The following is a 15,893-nucleotide window of genomic DNA, read 5'->3' as shown; positions in this document are numbered from 1 at the left end:
GCTCACATCCGGAAGAGGCCGAAGCGTGGCTCCGGGAGGGGGCTGCGGGCGACGACATCGAGGGCGAGGCCGAGAAGGTCGCGTGTTTGCGCTGGATCGATGATCCCGTCGTCCCAAAGTCGTGCCGTCGCGTAATACGGCTCGCCCTGCTGTTCGTACTGTTCGCGGATAGGTTCTTCGAACGCTGCGCGATCCTCACCGCTCCAGGTTTCGCCTCGGGCAATGATCTGATCTTCTTTGACCGTGGCCAGCACTGATGCGGCCTGAGTGCCCCCCATCACAGAGATGCGGCTCGCTGGCCAAGTCCATAGGAACCGCGGAGAGTACGCCCGCCCGCACATCGAATAGTTGCCGGCTCCGAACGAACCACCGATGATCACGGTGAGTTTGGGGACGCGGGTGCTGGCGACAGCGGTGACCATCTTTGCACCGTCTTTTGCGATCCCTCCTGCTTCCGCATCGGAGCCGACCATAAAGCCCGTGATGTTTTGTAGGAAAAGCAGAGGGATGCCGCGCTGGTCGCACAGTTCAATGAAGTGCGCGCCTTTCAAGGCAGACTCACCGAACAGCACTCCGTTGTTGGCGACAACGCCGATCGGATGACCGTGCAGACGAGCGAATCCGGTGACGAGGGTGGTGCCGTAGTCGGGCTTGAACTCCAGAAAGCTCTCGCCATCGACAAGACGTGAAACAACCTCGTGTGCGTCGTACGCGGCGTTCACATCGACCGGCACAACGTCGTAAAGGCTGCTCAATTCTGTGGGTGGTTGGCTGGGCTGAACCTCCCAGGCGGGCGGAGCGGGCTGTGGCAACGTCGCGACGATGTCTCGGAGAATCTCCAACGCGTGTTCGTCGTTCTCTGCCAGGTGGTCGACGACACCGCTCCGTCGCGCGTGTAGTTCCCCTCCCCCCAGCTCTTCTGCCGTCACGACTTCGCCAATAGCAGCCTTGACCAATGGTGGCCCGCCGAGAAAGATCGTGCCCTGATTTCGCACAATGACGGTTTCGTCGCTCATCGCTGGCACGTAAGCACCGCCAGCCGTGCAAGACCCGAGGACAGCCGCCAGCTGCGGGATGCCCTCCGCCGACATTCGTGCCTGATTGAAGAAGATCCGGCCAAAGTGTTCCTTGTCGGGAAACACCTCATCTTGGCGAGGAAGGAACGCCCCGCCGGAGTCGACGAGGTAGAGGCATGGCAGCCGGTTCTCCGATGCAATCTCCTGCGCACGCAGGTGCTTTTTGACAGTCAACGGATAGTAGGTGCCGCCCTTCACCGTCGCGTCGTTGCAAATGACCATGACATGACGACCATGCACGAGCCCGATTCCGGCGATCACCCCAGCACCCGGTGCCTCCCCTCCGTAGAGCCCGTCAGCTGCGAGCGGCGAGATCTCAACGAAGGGGCTGCCTTCGTCGAGAAGCCGTGTCACGCGATCACGCGGAAGCAGCTTGCCCCGAGCTAGGTGACGCTCGCGAGATACCTCTGGCCCCCCGCGTGCTGCGGTCGAGAGCCGCTGACGCAGCGTCTGAGCGAGTGACTCTTGGGTTGCGGGCATCGTGATGTCCTCCTCGACTCACGTGTGCGCGGGCGATGCCCTGGCGCGGTGCATACTTTTTCGGTTAGTGTTCACTAACCGATTGGTTCAGGTTAGCGAGGATTAACTGTGATGACAACCCCTGTCACCGACCGAGACCGAGCCAAAGCGGAGCGCTCTGATGCGCTCTTGCATGCAGCTGCGCGACTCTTCGCCGCGCGTGGGTACAGTGGCGCGAGTCTCGAAGACATTGGCGCAGCCGTCGGCGTCTCCGGGCCAGCCGTGTATCGCCACTTCGCAGGCAAACAAGCGCTCCTCGGTGCCGTCCTCGTCAAAGTCAGCCAGGACCTCGTCGATGGTGGCCAACGCGTGGCAGAGCAGCCGCTCGCGCCGGCGGAACGCATGCGAGCGCTCATCAGTTTTCACGTCGACTTCGCCCTTGGCAACGCTGAGGTCATTCAAGTGCAGGATCGAGATGTGGCGTTTCTGTCGGCCGAAGATCGCGCCGCGGTGCGCCGGCTGCAACGCGCGTACATCGAGCTGTGGATGGACGCCCTCTCGCCGTTGCAAACCGACGCAGGCGGCGAATGGGACGAAGACGCATTGCGACTACGAGTGCAGGCATGCTTCGGCCTCATCAACTCGACTCCGCACAGCACACGCAGCGCCACCAGAAAGCACCGCGCCACCGCGACCGTGTTGATCGCGATGGCGGATGCCGCACTGCGAGCTCCTACCTGAGAAGCATTGCCCTTCCGGGTTCTTCGAGAATGTTGGCGACGCTCTTGAGGAAGCGCGCCCCCTCCGCACCGTCGACAAGTCGATGGTCGAACGACAGGCTCAAGGTCATCAGGTGACGCAGTGCCACCTCGCCCCGAAACTCCCAAGGTTGTCGGCGCACTGCCCCGACCGCCAAGATTCCCGACTGCCCAGGCGGGAGGATCGGCGTTCCTGCGTCGACCCCGAACACCCCGATGTTCGAGATCGAGAACGTGCCACCTGTCAGTTCCGCCGGTGAGGTCTTTCCGGCACGTGCGGTCTCAGCAAGTGATCTGATCGCGTCAGCCAAACCCACAAGGCTCAGCCGTTCTGCATCTCGAATGAGAGGAACAATGAGTCCGCGCTCCGTGGCCGCGGCCACTCCCAGATCGACGTAGTTGTGCTGAATAATCTCGCCCGCTGCCTGATCCCATTGCGAGTTCAATCCTGGAGCCGCATCGAGAGCGAGGCAGACAGCCTTCGCCACCACGGCGAGCGGTCCGATCCGGTGGGCCGCCAAGGATTTGTCTTCGCGGAGACTCGCTAACAGGTCCATCGTGGCCGTGACATCGACCGTGTGAAAGACGGTCACGTGCGGCGCAGTGAAGGCGCTCTCCACCATCGCCGCTGCAGTGTGCTTTCGGACCCCTCGAATAGGGATCCGAGTTTCGCGAGCCTGCCCGTTCGCTCCTCCACGGGAATCGAGCGACACCTCAGAAGTCGTTACCGGTGCTGCTGTCGACTTCAGAGCACGGGAACCAACGCGCTCGGCGTACGCATCGACGTCATCACGCGTGACGACGCGGTCGCCGACCTCTGCTGCAACGAGGACGAGGTCAACACCGAGCCGCTTCGCATGTGCCCGCACCGGCGGAGTCGATCGCGGTCTCTCAACAACGGTGTCCACAGCGGCAGAGGGCGCCGCGTCATGGGGAGCCGCCTCGAGAACAGCAGCGTCAATCGTTACCGGTGGCCGTCCGGCGGTACGTCGCGCACGGCGCGCTGGCCGGCCTGCAGAGGAGGGCGCTGCTCCGTAACCCACAAGGTTCGGTTGAGCTTTCTCTTCGGTGCCGGCGGGATCTTCTCCTGTTCCCGCATCTTCCTCCTCGACAAGGAAGGCGATCAACGGCGACCCGACAGCGATGGTCTCGCCTGCTTGGGCATGCAGAGTCGACACGGTTCCTTCGTACGGCGAGGGCAACTCTACGATCGCCTTCGCCGTCTCAACTTCAGCGAGTGTTTGGTTCAGGGTGACCGCATCGCCTGGCGCGACCAGCCACTGCACCACCTCGGCTTCGGTAAGCCCTTCGCCGAGATCAGGAAGATGGAAATCCGCGATCATGCGTGCGCCTCCGTCATGCTGTTCGGCCTGCCTAGAACTCGGTCGACAGCATCAAGAATCCGGTCGAGGTCTGGCAGATAGTACTTCTCGAGCTTGGCGGGTGGATACGGCACATCGTGCCCCGTCACCCGTAGCGGCGCAGACTCCAAGTACTCGAAACAACGCTCGGTAATACTGGCAATCACTTCCGCCGCGACACCGGCTTCTCTTGACGCCTCGTGCGCGACGACCACCCGTCCGGTCTTTCGCACCGACGCCGCGACTGAGTCATAATCCACTGGCGACAGCGATCGCAGATCGATGACCTCAACCGAGGTCCCCTCATCCTCCGCAGCTTGCGCTGCCTGCAATGCCGTCGTCACCATCGCGCCATAGGTGATCAAAGTGGCGTCGGTCCCCTCTCTGACCACTCGTGCGAGCCCCATCGGGGGCGCATCTGCGAGTGAGGCGTTGAGATTGACTTCCCCCTTGTGGTGATACAGCCGCTTCGGCTCAAAAAAGACAACGGGGTCGTCAGACGCGATCGCCTGACGAAGACTGCGGTAGGCGTCTTCCGGATTGGAGACTGCGATGACGCGCAGACCAGCGGTGTGAACGAAATAGGCCTCGGGCGATTCCGAATGATGTTCGGCCGCGCCGATGCCACCAGCCCACGGAATGCGGATTGTGATGGGCATTTTGACGCGCCCCTGCGTGCGGTAGTGCAGCTTCGCCACCTGGGCGACGATCTGATCGAAAGCGGGATAGACGAACCCGTCGAACTGGATCTCCACCACGGGCCGATAGCCACGAAACGCGAGCCCGACAGCGGTGCCAACGATCCCGGACTCCGCCAGCGGGGTGTCAATCACGCGGGCAGCACCAAACTCGTCAAGCAGTCCATCCGTGATGCGGAAGACACCGCCGAGCTTGCCGATGTCTTCGCCGAGGAGAACAACCTTGTCATCGTCGCGCATCGCCTGACGCAAGCCAGCCCCGAGCGCCTTACCGAGAGTGAGTTCTGGCACGCTCAGACCTCACTTTCGAAACTCGACACGTACGCGGCATACTCCGCACGCTGGCGGTCGAGACCCGTGTGTGGTTCTGCGTACACCCCATCGAAAACGGCGAGTGGCGGCCTCGTCACCATCCCGAGGCAGGCCGCACGCATGTCTTTTGCGACGACGTCTGCTGCCGCTTGGGTTTCGGCCACGTGGTCGTCAGTGAGTTCACCGGCGGCGCGAAGGTGGGCTTCGAGGCGGGTGATCGGATCACGTTGACGCCAAGACTCCAGCTCCTCCGTGTCGCGGTAGCGGGTGGGATCGTCAGCGGTCGTGTGCGGACCCATCCGGTACGTCACGGCCTCTATGTAGGCAGGGCCGTTGCCTGTGCGTGCATGGTCGAGAGCCCAGCGCATTGCGGCCATGCAGGCAAGAACATCATTACCGTCGACGCGGAGGCTTGGTATACCAAACCCAGGTGCGCGCCCCGCGATCGGGTACTGCGATTGCACCGTCACTGGTTCCGAAATCGCCCAGTGATTGTTCTGACAAACAAACACGACCGGAGCTTGATAGGAGGCGGCGAAGATCATCGCCTCGTTCACATCGCCCTGACTAGTGGCGCCATCGCCAAAGTATGTGACGGCGACTTCGTCGGCTCCGTCGTGCTTGATTCCGAGTGCGTAACCCACCGCATGCAGCGTTTGCGCACCGATAATGATCTGCAACGGAGCGATCCGCAGCTCCGCAGGATCGTAAGCTGCGCCCTCTTCACCCCGCCACATGCGCACGTAGTCGCCCGGCTTCGCACCCCTGGCGTAGATCACGCCGGTCTCGCGGTAGCTGGGAAAGACGTAGTCAGCCGGAGCGAGCGCCCTAGCTGTTCCGATTTGCGTGGCTTCCTGGCCCTGACAGGGCGCCCAGAGCCCGAGCTGTCCCTGACGTTGCAGAGCAACGCCTTCCGCATCGATGCGGCGGAGAATGATCATGTCGCGAAGCAGCGAACGGAGTTGGGCGGGGTCAACATCCGCGACAAATGGATCGAGCCGAGGGTTCAGGACTCTGGTCCCATCTGGCGACAGAATGCGCTCCGAAAGCTCTAGATCCTGAGCGGTGTCTGCGATAGGGGTGATCTGCGGTGACATCGTCGTCCTCCTCGTCGGCGGGGGCCCTCGTGAGGCTCCGCGCACGGATGCCGGCGTCATCGCCAGCATGTTCTGAGGCTACGACTGGTTTACACGTCGCTCAAGCATTCTCGGCGGAATTGAGCATGTTGCTCAATTTGCCCGATGCCCGCCCTGCTATGGTTTGGCACTATGTCAGGCATGGACCGCACGGATCTTGAACTTCTCGCCGCCCTAGCGGATGACCCAAGGACCACGGTCGTGGCGCTCGCCGAGAACCTGGGGCTCTCCCGGAACACGATCCAAGCTCGCATGGCGCGACTGGAGCAGAGTGGAATCTTCCTCTCCTACGAGCGTTCTTTTTCTCCTGATGTCTTGGGGTTCCCGCTACAAGCGTTCGTCAGTATCGGGGTGCGACAAACGGAGCTTCCTCGGATCATCAGCGAGCTCGCGCGCATTCCCGAAGTCGTACAGGCGCACGGACTGAGCGGTTCTATCGACCTTCTCGCCAGAGTGGCATGTCGCGACGCCCGTCACCTCTTCGATACCGACGCGCGCATCCTTTCCATTGAGGGGGTCGAACGCACCGAGACCTCACTGGCGATGGGGGAAGTGATCCCCTTCCGTGTTGCCGGTCTTATCGGTCTCGCGCGACGCGAATCCTAAGGAAGCGTCTGATCGCCCCGGCCGCCTCTGCGGGGGTCTCATAGTGGATCAGATGCCCCACCTTCGCAATCTCGACAAGCGTGGCGTCAGGAAAGAGCGTAGCGAGCGTGCGCTCGGCCTCGATCGGAGTGATGTCATCACGTTCAGCCGCGATGAGCAGCGTAGGCGCAGCAATCTCCGGGGCGAATTCGCGCACGTCATGCGACACACTCGCCACGAACGCATCACGCAGCACGTCACGATCGAAGAACCGCGAGAAGTAAGTGTCATGTTGGTCGTGGATAAAGCGTCGCAACTCGGGATCCGACGTCTTCGCCATCGTGACGCTCATCACGCGCACAATGAGGCGGTTGCGCAAGAGCGCCGTCCCCAGTTTCGCCGGCAGTCGAGCGCCCAGCGCGTAGTACAGCACAGCGAGGCGGGTCATTAGCCCCTTGGGCCCCTCCAGCGCTGGTGCCCCGATCGGATTGATCAGGATCACGCGCGGGGTATTCAGCCCGCGCGCTACCGCAGCCGCGACGACGATGGAGCCGAACGAGTGGCCCAGAATGACGGCTTCCGGCGCGACCGCACTCGCAAAATTATCCAGCCAACCCGCATACTCGTCGAGATCGTGTCGACGACCAGGAAGCGGTACGGACTCGCCGAAGCCCGGCAGATCGGGCGCGATAACGCGCACATCGGGAAGATAGGCGAGCACCGGCTCGAGCCCATGATGTTCGCCGCGGAAGCCGTGCACGGCAAGCACCGTCGTCGCCGCATCCGCAGGCCCATAGATCCAGTACACGGTGGTTGCGCCGCGCACCTCGATCTCCGCGCGCTTCACTGGCAGGCGACGAAGACGGTCCGCATACGGTGAAGGCACGCTCATCATCTGATTCTAGGAGAGAGCAGCGTTGAAGAACTTTCGCATCGCGACTAGATACTTCGAGTCGGTGCGCACGACATCCAAAATATTGGTTAGAGTTCAAGTAACTGGACCGATTTCTCGGTCCCTTGAGCACGCATCGAGGAACACCATGGTTCTTTCCCCCTCCGCTTTTACGTTTAATTCCTCCAGCTGCTGATGGGCAGTCTCTATTACGGCGACGCCCATACGCCGATTCAGATTGACGACAGGGCGCTCGCGCACCTCAAAGTAGTCATCGCTACCAAGCTCCGTCGAAACGAGAGCTTTACGCTGTCGTGGCGTCACCCTGAGGGTGGTGCACCCGGCCGCTCAACCCTGTGGCTTCACCCGTCGATCCCCCTGCGTTTTGTCTTTCAGGATGCCGCTCCCCCCGAGCTCAGCCGACGGTGGATCGAGGAACTCGCGCACTCTGCGAGCTCAAGTGGCGGAATCACGCTCGTGGAAGAGCATCTGGAGCCGGCCGTCAGCGTCTGATCGAGGCGCTAAACCACACCATCGCCGCTTGAGCTCACCGAGCGGCGAGTGGTCGGTTCTCCTGTTGCAGGATCGACTGAGGTGCGAGAAACAGTCTCCGTGCGTCGGCGGCGCACCAGCATCACGATACCGATGAGGAACACCAAGACTCCGGCCCCCATCAAGATGTAGCCGACCATGTCGAGGTCTAGCCATGCCACGTCAACGTTGATCGCGAAGACGAGGATCGCGCCGATGACGAATAGGGCGATTCCGCTGCCGATACTCATAAAGCCTCCCGTTCTGCAGCACGCTGCCGCATACAACGAGGCTGACGCGTTGCACGCGCCATGAGGAGGGGGTTGACAGCACGCTCCCCCATCATGTTCAGGATTGTGTGAAGGGTTCTTTCGTTACGGGGTCTACCGGGACAGCTACCGCGAAAATGTTCTGCAAGTACGTGCCAGAAGCAGGGTCGTATTCACCGCAGGTGGTCAGCACGAGCCGACGCACCCCGTTGGAGTTCCAATACTCCTCCGGAAAATCGGTGTGGAACTTTGTATATAGATCTGTGAGCTTCCACGCTGCCAGAACCCCGTCCGCGTCCGTGGAGTACACCAGCTCACCGCCCTGCAGGCTGTAGAGCTCCTTTAAGACCCCCCACTTACCTTCACCCGAAACGTGCGACGCAAGCATCGTCGTTCCCTCTGTGCCCGGTTCGTTGAACGCGAGCCCGCCGCCAGGATCGAACCACGCGGACTTTTCTGGGTCGCCGGGGAGTTGCAGGGATTCGAAGCCGGAGTAGCGCGATGGTTCGAAGCCGTCCATCGGGAGGATCTCCGAGTACACGCCCAGCGCAGGGATGAAATAGTGCATGGGTTGCATCGAGGCCGCGTCCATAGGTCCGGCGTTCGTGTCTACCGTGGCATCGCCCGCATCGCCTCGCAATGGCGCGTCAGATCCGACGGTAATGGGTGCATCAGGAAGCTTCGCATCTTCGACTTCACCGGTTTCAGCAAACCCGATATACATGACCACTGCTCCGGCGATCAGGAGCAGCGCCACCACGATCCCACCCATACGCAGAGACCAGCGTTTCTGTGCTCCACTACTCACGTGCTGCGCACCTTTCCAGGGCAATCGCCTGTTCCTACCAGGACGCAGGGCTCTTCATTCAAGAGTCACTAGCTGAGCGCTTGCGTGAGAGGAACGCGCCCATCAAAAGCGCCAGGAGAACCATGGCTGCTCCCCCCGCAACAAGAAGGTTGTTGCTCGTGCCGGCAAGCGGACTTCCGGCCACGACTCCGGCGCCCTCGATTCCTGGTGTCTCCGCAGGGGGCGTGGTCTCTACAACCGGCGGTTCGAGAGCACACTGGGTTACCGCAGGGATCTCGAACACCCATGAAACCTCGGCACCCTCGGTGAGGACGTACCCTTCGATGGCGGTCGCCGTGACAGTTACAACGTCGCCCTCGCGTGCCTCGGTGTAGACGATTCCTTCGGTTTCAGCGATCTTTACGTCGCCTTCAACACCACATGTTTCCGCAGGATTGAACACGGGAGCAACCGGCGTCACCTCCACGTCACACGGCTCAGCAGCGGGGATTGTGATCTCCCAGCTCGACTCCGCGCCAGGCATCAGCGCAAACCCGTCCACGGCGGAGGCTGTAACCGTCACGATGTCGCCTTCACGAGTTTCGGTGTACACAACACCTTCCGTCTCAGCAATTGTCACTGTGCCCTGAACCCCACAGGTCTCGGCAGCATTGAACACAGGGGCAACAGGTGTGACCGTTGCCGCTGACGTGAAGCCCACGCTCGGAGCCTCGGTCGAGAGCATATTGTCCGACTGCCCCTCAACACGACCACCGGCAGAAACGGTGTTCCATGCTTCGAGCCCAGGCTCCGTTCCGTCGGCGAACGCGACAGAAATGATCGCGGACACAGACATACCCGTTTCGACAACATGGCCCGCATCAGCCATCAGCCGAATCGCCGTCACCTCAGTCAGGTCACTCGGAACTGTTTCATTCCAATCATCGTCACAGTCGGGGATCGAATCATTCACGCCCGCAAGGCAAGGCGTTTCAGATGTTGAGTAAGCCACCGTGAAGCCCGCAGGCGCATCAACCGCGTGCGTGAGGTAGGCCGGCGCCGTCGAGCCACGTGGCGAATCCGCCTGACCCGCAACGCTCCCCGTGTCGCCGACGCGAGGCAGAACGTCATACATCACAACGCCCTCATGCGCTGCGGGACCAACGTTTGCATAGCTGAGGCGGTACTGAACCGAACCGCTCGGCGCCACGATAGCTTCTGACGACGCGCCCATCCAGAGTGAGCCAGAGTCCTCACGGATCTCCTTCTCAATATCGAAAGCATGCACAGGCCCCGTCAGCACAATCGTGCCAGTGGTCGTGCAGACAGGAGTTTCCGAAACCGGCCAGAAATCTGGGTAGGTGAGTTCAACAGGCGAGCTGTTTGAGCTGATGCTTCGCTGACAGCTCGTTGCGTCGTACCCGTCAACCGCGCTGTAAACCTCGTAGTCGTAAACGCCAGCGACAGCGTCCTCGACGTCGAATCGTAGCGGCCATGTCCTAGATATCGGTGACACTCCTGTGTACTCCAGAGCTGGACGCCCGGTGGCCTGGTAGTCCTCGAAGTACTCCCAATTACCTGGACCAAACGCGTTGTTCAGCGTCGTTTCCGTAAGCTGCAGACTGATACCCGTATCCGTAGACGGGAACAAGAAGACAGAGCGGATGTTCTCGTATTCCGGCGTCAACGGCGGGACCTCAGCATGTGCACCCATGTACACAGCCAGGTAGCTACCGGTGGCCAGGCTTCCTGTCTCATCCAACTCGCGATAAGCGTTCTGCGCGCCAACGGAGAGCTCCGGTTCGAAATAACGAACAATCAGGTCCGCATCGTCCGTTGAACGTGTTCCGTACTCAGTGTCGGGGGTCTTAGTCCAAAAATTCGCACGGTTCTCGATGAGCGTGCCATCCACCAAGCGTGGATCGGCAGGGACGGTGAAACTGACGTAAGTCTGCACAGCGGTCGTCGACCCGGCAGCACGCGGTGCAATATCAATCTCGGCCTCAATAGCGACGACACCAGCAGGTACTGCGACCGCGTTTTCTCTCGCAGCCGTGGCGTTGTTTTGCATGGGCACCGTAACAACTTGCGTGCTTCCATCAGCAAAGGTCAGTGTGTAGTCGACATCAGAATGGAAGCTTGGGTCCCCGAAGGTTGCCAATGACGTGACGTTAATTACCACGTCTTGACACAAACTCTCGACATCACCGGAGCTATAGCCACCCGTTACAGGATTGTCATAGCAGGGCATTTCGTCAACAATGCGACCCGTGTAATCCCCGAGGTCCACACGCGACATTGAAAGCGTGTAATACGCCTCGGCTGTCGTCTGATCATCGGTGAGCACTTCGCCAAATCTGGCTGCACGTGGGATGTTACCACTCGCAGTTTTACTGAACAGTCCAGCCGAAGGCGTGAAGTTCGACAGATGCACATCCGCCGTACTCGTGCGCTCAATCGCCTCCGGCTCTGCAAGCCCGCGCGCTGTCATCTGCGCAGAGTTCGAGATCGTCGCTGTTTCACCGGAGGCGATCGTTTCTGTTACTTCAAACGCATAACCGTAGATAGTTGGCACCGCAACATCGCCGGGCACGACCGTGCGGATCGTGCGCGTCGCCGCGTCGTAGGTTGTCGCGTAATCAGGGTCACTCAGATCCTCGCGATACTCGAGCCCATCGGGAACTACATCTGTGAACACCCAGTCGTCCCCTGGGCTCACCATGAGCGAACCAGCGACGCTGTTGCGATCTATCGTGCGGAGGCGCATGTAGATTATTTCGCCGGTGGCAGAGTTCTTTTCGGGGGCAAACGAGGTGTCGCGACCGCTGCTGAAAGTTTTGGTCAACTCATAATCGAATTCTGCAGTCGCTGTGCCGGTGACTGGGGCGAGTACTCGCTCAGTCATGGGCGTGCCGTCGGCCGTAAACGTCAGCACCGGGTTGATCTCCCAAGTCGTGCCGTTCGGTGTCGTTCGTGTCTCAGTGACGATGTTGAATCGAACAGCAGTTGACTCGCCAGGCTCAAGGCCGCCCTGGAACGTGATCATGTAGCCGTCGACACCGTCAACTGTTTCTTCCGCCCCCACCACAGGGACCATTCCCGCGCCGGTTGCCACATCGAACGTCCACTCGCTGTCCCCGACGTTATCGGGGTGTGCGGGGTCAGAGTACGTTTCCAGTGCGTCATCGAAAGGGATGAAAACTCGCGCGTCAAGGCACGCCTCAGATGCATTCAGCCCAGAGCAGGCTACGTCAATTTGATAACTGAAAGTCCTGCCCGACTCCTGAACGATGGGTGTTGTTGTGCTCACCGCCACCTCACCGGAAGCCGCGGCATGAGCGGCAGTGGCACCTATTACAAGACTGCCCACCACGAGCCCAAAAATTGTAGCTATTGCGGCAGCACGAGACTTTATCCCGGAAATCAGCATTCGAACACCCGTCATCACTTCCCCAGATCATTCCGCGCGCACATTTATTGCCGCTTCGTGTGACCCCCGAGGCAACCCTAAGCCGCACCGTAATGGTGCTGTCAAATCAGCGAGAATTGGGTGATTTGAGGGTGGCGTAAAGGATGAGATAAAGGGTTAGGGAGGGGTGAAAGCAGGGTGAGCGCGAATGCAAACTCGACAACAGAGCGATCTCTGCATCGTGCGGGGAGCTACGCTCCGTGATGAAACAGTAGGGCGGGTCGGACTTGAACCGACGATCGTTGGGTTATGAGCCCACTGCCTTAACCAGCTTGGCCACCGCCCCGTACTTATTCCAGCCTAGCGGCCGTCGCCCTCACACTTGCGTCGCTTGGGTATGGGTTTGCGCGTGTGCGAGGTAGGTCTCGGCATTGGCAATCAGTCCCCGCCGCTCCTCGTCACTCAGGGCTCGGCGCACTTTCGCAGGAACGCCGGCGACGAGTGAGCCTGCGGGAATCTCTGTGCCGCCGAGCACGACTGCTCCGCCTGCAATCAGACAGCCCGCTCCGACCACCGCCCCGCTGAGAATCACCGACCCCATTCCCACCAACGTGCCATCGCCGATAGTGCAGCCGTGCACAACGGCGTTGTGTCCGATCGACACCTGAGCGCCCACACGCACAGGGTTCCCTGAATCCACGTGGATGGATACGTTGTCCTGCACGTTGGATTCGGCGCCGATCACGATGTCCGCAGAATCACCTCGCAGCACCGCGTTGTACCAGACGCTTGCGCGCGCGGCGATCGTGACACTGCCGATGACTCGCGCTCCATCGGCAACGAATGCCGTCGAATCAATCACTGGCTGCTTATCTGGCAGGGCGAGAACGGATGCTCCATCGGCAATGCTCATAAGGGCAGACTACCCTCACATCCGCGGAATCACGCGGAAGTGAGCCGAGCCTCAGCTTGCTTGCGGAATGTCTGAGCGTGAGTAGCGTTATCTACATCAGATACGAGAACCCGTTCCAGAGGAGCACAAGATGAGCAAGGCACAGACTGTTTCCACCACCGCCATCGACCCGACCGTGGCTGCAGGGGCGGCTCAGTTCCTTTCCCCTGTCGTGCTCGGTCTTCAGGCACTTACCGTCAACGGCAAGCAGGCCCACTGGCACGTACGCGGCGCTAACTTTGTCGGCGTTCACGAACTGCTCGACACGATTGTGGCCCACGCGGGCGACTTCGCAGACACCGCCGCTGAGCGCATTGTCGCTCTTGGCCTCCCGATTGACGCTCGTGTGAGCGCTGTCGCAGACAAGGCCGGGGCAACCTCCGTTCCCGCTGGCTTCACGCAGTCCGACGAGCTGATCCACGCCGTTGTCGCTGACATCGACGCCATTCTTGTAGACGTCAAGGCCGCAGTCGATGGCCTCGATGAGGTTGATCTGACCAGCCAGGATGTCGCCATCGAGATCCAGCGTGGTCTGGAGAAGGACCGCTGGTTCCTGATCTCCCACGTCGCAGCCTGACGTCACAGCCAGACAGTACAAAAGGGTGGCCCTCGGAATTCCGAGGGCCACCTTTTTGTGTGCAAATGGAGTCGTCAGCTCACAAAAGTGGTGCGACCAGCGAGCAGCGTGGCGACGACCCTCATCGACCGCAGCTCCTTCCCCGTCGCCGTCCGCGGATTGGTGGCGCACAACACAATGTCTGCGGGTTCCCCCGGACGCAGCGATGAACGCACACTCGCCTCAAGCGACTGATCGAGTGTGAGCCGCTCTTCCGGGTGCCACGGCGTGCGCTCGCCCGCTGTGCGCGAAACCGCGGCAGAGATGGCATGCCATGGATCGAGATCTGCGACAGGTGCGTCTGATCCGAAGCGGAGTTCTGCCCCCGCGTCTCGCAACGAAGCCAACGGGTACCTGATTGCCGTCTGCTCGTTCCAATGGCGGTCCACCAAATCTCGATCATCGACCGCATGCTGCGGCTGCACGCTGGCCACGACACCAAGCCGCGCGAAGCGGGCGAGATCCGAATGTCGTGTCAGCTGCGCATGTTCGATCGAACCGCTCGCCCCGCTGGCGGTGAAAGCGTCGAGCGCCGCCGTAATAGCCCGGTCTCCAATCGCGTGCGCAGCGATCGCCAGGCCTGCGCCTGTCGCACGCGTCATCAGATAGGTGAGCTGGTCCGCCGGAACCGTGAGCACCCCGAAGTTCTGTGGGTCGCCAGGGTAAGCATGCGAGCACGCCGCCGTTCTCGTTCCCAACGAACCATCAGTGATGACCTTTACCGGTCCGACCCGCACCAAACCGCGAGCCGCCTCGGGGACCTCGTCTTCGGTCAAAAACTCGCCTGTGCGCAATCCTGCGATGACAGCGCGATCAAGATCGAATGGATATACCGCGAACTCGACCCGGTGCGAAGCAAATCCGGCCCGCAGTCTGCGGGGCCATGCTTCGGCGTTCCACGCCATATCGAAGTCGACGAGTCCGGTCACGCCTCGCGCCGCGGCCTGCTCCCCCGCGCGCATCATCGCCTGATCACCATGCTCAGGATCCACCGCGTTCAGACGCCGTGAAATCTCGAACGCGTCTTCTTCGCGGAGCATCCCGTCGTCACTCCAGAACCCCTCACGTGCGAGCGCTGCGGAGTTTAACCACACGCTGTGAACGTCGGCGTTGATGAGGTAGGTCGGAACAGTGCCGGTTGTGGCGTCGAGGGCGTCGAGCGAGGGACGATCTGGCCACAGAGCATCACGGAACCCCGTCCCCACACGGCGACCATCAGGCAATGGCTCGACACTGCTCATCGCCTGGGCGGCGTGTGCGGCGGAGGTCACGTGTCCTAGCGGTGCGCGCTCAGCCGCCAGTGCCCACTGCACCGTGTGCACATGGTTGTCCCATAAACCAGGAACCGCCCACGCGCCTTCCGCATCAAGCACCTCTCCACGCGCAGGGAGGGCACCCGTCGGGGAAATGTCTGCGATCGTGCCGTTGACGATGTGAATATCGACAGGCTCTTCGTTGACCAAATACTCGCGCCCAGGCCCCGCAAGTCTGACGGCACGCACTGTGCTGATCGCCGAACCAAGATCGGTCACTTTTTCTCTTCCGTCTGTGGCTTTTGCGCGCGGCGCATCTCGTCGGCCAGCTCGGGGTGGGCATACGGACCGTCACCGCTGAGAAACGAGATCACCGATTCCACTACCTCTGGCGGTTTGTTCTGGCTGAGTTTCCGTTTCGCAACGACGCGCGTCGGTGTGAGGCGGAAGCCCACCGTTCCCGATGCGTGGCCTCGCACGTACTCTGGATCATTCGGTCGTTCCCACATCATCCGTGGATCTGACATTCGGGACTCGAAGTGTGCGACGAGTCGGTCAAGCACCTCGAGATTCTCTTCGTCCGACATGATCTCCGGCACGCCAGAAAGATGAACCGCGGTGTAGTTCCAGGTGGGAACCGCACGCGTGTCGTCAAGGAGTACGGCGTAGTGAGAGGCGATGAGGCCATCCCCGCCGTTGCTGATGATCGTTGCCCATGGGTTGTTTTCGATCACACGGCGGATCTCGGTCATATCTTCCAGCGTGAAGCTGGGGTTGTGTCGCATTCGATCAGCCTAGA

Annotated in this window: 15 protein-coding genes and 1 tRNA gene; 4 read left to right on the top strand and 12 right to left on the bottom strand. The window is 61.0% G+C overall.

Features of this window, described 5'->3' with window-relative positions; translation table 11 throughout:
• Nucleotides 1-2: 2 nt before the first annotated feature.
• Nucleotides 3-1,556 (bottom strand): carboxyl transferase domain-containing protein, encoded by a 1,554-nt coding sequence (locus AB0O87_RS09980; RefSeq protein ID WP_363514916.1) that lies wholly within the window; start codon nt 1,554-1,556, stop codon nt 3-5.
• A gap of 111 nt (nt 1,557-1,667) precedes the next feature.
• Between AB0O87_RS09980 and AB0O87_RS09975 the strand changes: the two genes are divergently transcribed.
• Nucleotides 1,668-2,276, top strand: coding sequence for a TetR/AcrR family transcriptional regulator (locus tag AB0O87_RS09975; protein ID WP_363514913.1), 609 nt, complete (start codon nt 1,668-1,670; stop codon nt 2,274-2,276).
• On the opposite strand, the gene AB0O87_RS09970 is transcribed toward AB0O87_RS09975, so the two are convergent.
• The 3 genes from AB0O87_RS09970 to pdhA are packed head-to-tail and all read right to left on the bottom strand — an operon-like array spanning nt 2,269 to nt 5,761.
• Nucleotides 2,269-3,636, bottom strand: a complete 1,368-nt coding sequence (locus AB0O87_RS09970) for a dihydrolipoamide acetyltransferase family protein (RefSeq protein ID WP_363514910.1) — start codon at nt 3,634-3,636, stop codon at nt 2,269-2,271. The genes AB0O87_RS09975 and AB0O87_RS09970 overlap by 8 nt on opposite strands.
• The gene (locus tag AB0O87_RS09965) at nt 3,633-4,643 is read right to left on the bottom strand and encodes an alpha-ketoacid dehydrogenase subunit beta (RefSeq protein WP_363514907.1); all 1,011 of its coding nucleotides are present in this window, start codon (nt 4,641-4,643) and stop codon (nt 3,633-3,635) included. The genes AB0O87_RS09970 and AB0O87_RS09965 overlap by 4 nt, the downstream gene beginning before the upstream one ends.
• A 2-nt stretch (nt 4,644-4,645) precedes the next feature.
• Nucleotides 4,646-5,761, bottom strand: coding sequence for a pyruvate dehydrogenase (acetyl-transferring) E1 component subunit alpha (pdhA, locus tag AB0O87_RS09960; protein ID WP_363514904.1), 1,116 nt, complete (start codon nt 5,759-5,761; stop codon nt 4,646-4,648).
• A 171-nt stretch (nt 5,762-5,932) separates the two neighbouring features.
• Between pdhA and AB0O87_RS09955 the strand changes: the two genes are divergently transcribed.
• Nucleotides 5,933-6,406 (top strand): Lrp/AsnC family transcriptional regulator, encoded by a 474-nt coding sequence (locus tag AB0O87_RS09955; protein WP_363514901.1) that lies wholly within the window; start codon nt 5,933-5,935, stop codon nt 6,404-6,406.
• On the opposite strand, the gene AB0O87_RS09950 is transcribed toward AB0O87_RS09955, so the two are convergent.
• The gene (locus tag AB0O87_RS09950) at nt 6,378-7,277 is read right to left on the bottom strand and encodes an alpha/beta hydrolase (protein WP_363514898.1); all 900 of its coding nucleotides are present in this window, start codon (nt 7,275-7,277) and stop codon (nt 6,378-6,380) included. The two genes, AB0O87_RS09955 and AB0O87_RS09950, sit on opposite strands and share 29 nt — an antisense overlap.
• A 195-nt stretch (nt 7,278-7,472) precedes the next feature.
• On the opposite strand from AB0O87_RS09950, the gene AB0O87_RS09945 reads away from it, so the two are divergent.
• On the top strand, nt 7,473-7,790 hold the full coding sequence (locus AB0O87_RS09945; RefSeq protein ID WP_363514895.1) for a hypothetical protein: 318 nt from the start codon (nt 7,473-7,475) through the stop codon (nt 7,788-7,790).
• 8 nt (nt 7,791-7,798) lie between these two features.
• Here AB0O87_RS09945 and AB0O87_RS09940 read toward each other — a convergent pair whose 3' ends face one another.
• The 5 genes from AB0O87_RS09940 to AB0O87_RS09920 all read right to left on the bottom strand — a co-directional run bounded on the left by AB0O87_RS09940 (nt 7,799) and on the right by AB0O87_RS09920 (nt 13,186).
• Entirely contained in the window at nt 7,799-8,059 is a 261-nt protein-coding gene (locus tag AB0O87_RS09940) for a DUF6458 family protein (RefSeq protein WP_363514892.1), read from the bottom strand.
• Between the two features lie 97 nt (nt 8,060-8,156).
• Nucleotides 8,157-8,849 (bottom strand): class F sortase, encoded by a 693-nt coding sequence (locus tag AB0O87_RS09935; RefSeq protein WP_363514889.1) that lies wholly within the window; start codon nt 8,847-8,849, stop codon nt 8,157-8,159.
• Between the two features lie 94 nt (nt 8,850-8,943).
• Nucleotides 8,944-12,234 carry a hypothetical protein gene (locus AB0O87_RS09930; protein WP_363514886.1) on the bottom strand — a complete coding sequence of 1,097 codons (3,291 nt, stop codon included), beginning with the start codon at nt 12,232-12,234 and terminating at the stop codon, nt 8,944-8,946.
• A 311-nt stretch (nt 12,235-12,545) separates the two neighbouring features.
• Nucleotides 12,546-12,619: transfer RNA gene (locus AB0O87_RS09925), tRNA-Ile, on the bottom strand.
• A 30-nt stretch (nt 12,620-12,649) separates the two neighbouring features.
• Nucleotides 12,650-13,186, bottom strand: coding sequence for a gamma carbonic anhydrase family protein (locus tag AB0O87_RS09920; protein ID WP_363514883.1), 537 nt, complete (start codon nt 13,184-13,186; stop codon nt 12,650-12,652).
• A gap of 130 nt (nt 13,187-13,316) precedes the next feature.
• On the opposite strand from AB0O87_RS09920, the gene AB0O87_RS09915 reads away from it, so the two are divergent.
• Nucleotides 13,317-13,802, top strand: a complete 486-nt coding sequence (locus AB0O87_RS09915) for a DNA starvation/stationary phase protection protein (RefSeq protein ID WP_363514880.1) — start codon at nt 13,317-13,319, stop codon at nt 13,800-13,802.
• Between the two features lie 74 nt (nt 13,803-13,876).
• On the opposite strand, the gene AB0O87_RS09910 is transcribed toward AB0O87_RS09915, so the two are convergent.
• Both AB0O87_RS09910 and AB0O87_RS09905 read right to left on the bottom strand, forming a co-directional pair.
• Nucleotides 13,877-15,373 carry an amidohydrolase family protein gene (locus tag AB0O87_RS09910; protein ID WP_363514877.1) on the bottom strand — a complete coding sequence of 499 codons (1,497 nt, stop codon included), beginning with the start codon at nt 15,371-15,373 and terminating at the stop codon, nt 13,877-13,879.
• Nucleotides 15,370-15,879: an FMN-binding negative transcriptional regulator gene (locus tag AB0O87_RS09905; RefSeq protein ID WP_363514874.1), complete on the bottom strand. Its 510-nt coding sequence runs from the start codon at nt 15,877-15,879 to the stop codon at nt 15,370-15,372. Before AB0O87_RS09905 ends, AB0O87_RS09910 begins: the two co-directional genes overlap by 4 nt.
• Nucleotides 15,880-15,893 lie beyond the last annotated feature (14 nt).

It is taken from the genome of Microbacterium sp. NPDC076768, assembly GCF_040687205.1.
Lineage (GTDB): Bacteria > Actinomycetota > Actinomycetes > Actinomycetales > Microbacteriaceae > Microbacterium.
The sequence above is the reverse complement of the archived record's forward strand: the minus strand, read 5'-3'. Positions and strand labels throughout refer to the sequence as shown.

Bases quoted from the DNA above. Each gene is read 5' to 3' on its own strand.
- AB0O87_RS09980 (WP_363514916.1), bottom strand. From the start codon at position 1,556: ATGCCCGCAACCCAAGAGTCACTCGCTCAGACGCTGCGTCAGCGGCTC.
- AB0O87_RS09975 (WP_363514913.1), top strand. From the start codon at position 1,668: ATGACAACCCCTGTCACCGACCGAGACCGAGCCAAAGCGGAGCGCTCT.
- AB0O87_RS09970 (WP_363514910.1), bottom strand. From the start codon at position 3,636: ATGATCGCGGATTTCCATCTTCCTGATCTCGGCGAAGGGCTTACCGAA.
- pdhA (WP_363514904.1), bottom strand. From the start codon at position 5,761: ATGTCACCGCAGATCACCCCTATCGCAGACACCGCTCAGGATCTAGAG.
- AB0O87_RS09955 (WP_363514901.1), top strand. From the start codon at position 5,933: ATGTCAGGCATGGACCGCACGGATCTTGAACTTCTCGCCGCCCTAGCG.
- AB0O87_RS09950 (WP_363514898.1), bottom strand. From the start codon at position 7,277: ATGAGCGTGCCTTCACCGTATGCGGACCGTCTTCGTCGCCTGCCAGTG.
- AB0O87_RS09945 (WP_363514895.1), top strand. From the start codon at position 7,473: ATGGGCAGTCTCTATTACGGCGACGCCCATACGCCGATTCAGATTGAC.
- AB0O87_RS09940 (WP_363514892.1), bottom strand. From the start codon at position 8,059: ATGAGTATCGGCAGCGGAATCGCCCTATTCGTCATCGGCGCGATCCTC.
- AB0O87_RS09935 (WP_363514889.1), bottom strand. From the start codon at position 8,849: ATGGGTGGGATCGTGGTGGCGCTGCTCCTGATCGCCGGAGCAGTGGTC.
- AB0O87_RS09920 (WP_363514883.1), bottom strand. From the start codon at position 13,186: ATGAGCATTGCCGATGGAGCATCCGTTCTCGCCCTGCCAGATAAGCAG.
- AB0O87_RS09915 (WP_363514880.1), top strand. From the start codon at position 13,317: ATGAGCAAGGCACAGACTGTTTCCACCACCGCCATCGACCCGACCGTG.
- AB0O87_RS09905 (WP_363514874.1), bottom strand. From the start codon at position 15,879: ATGCGACACAACCCCAGCTTCACGCTGGAAGATATGACCGAGATCCGC.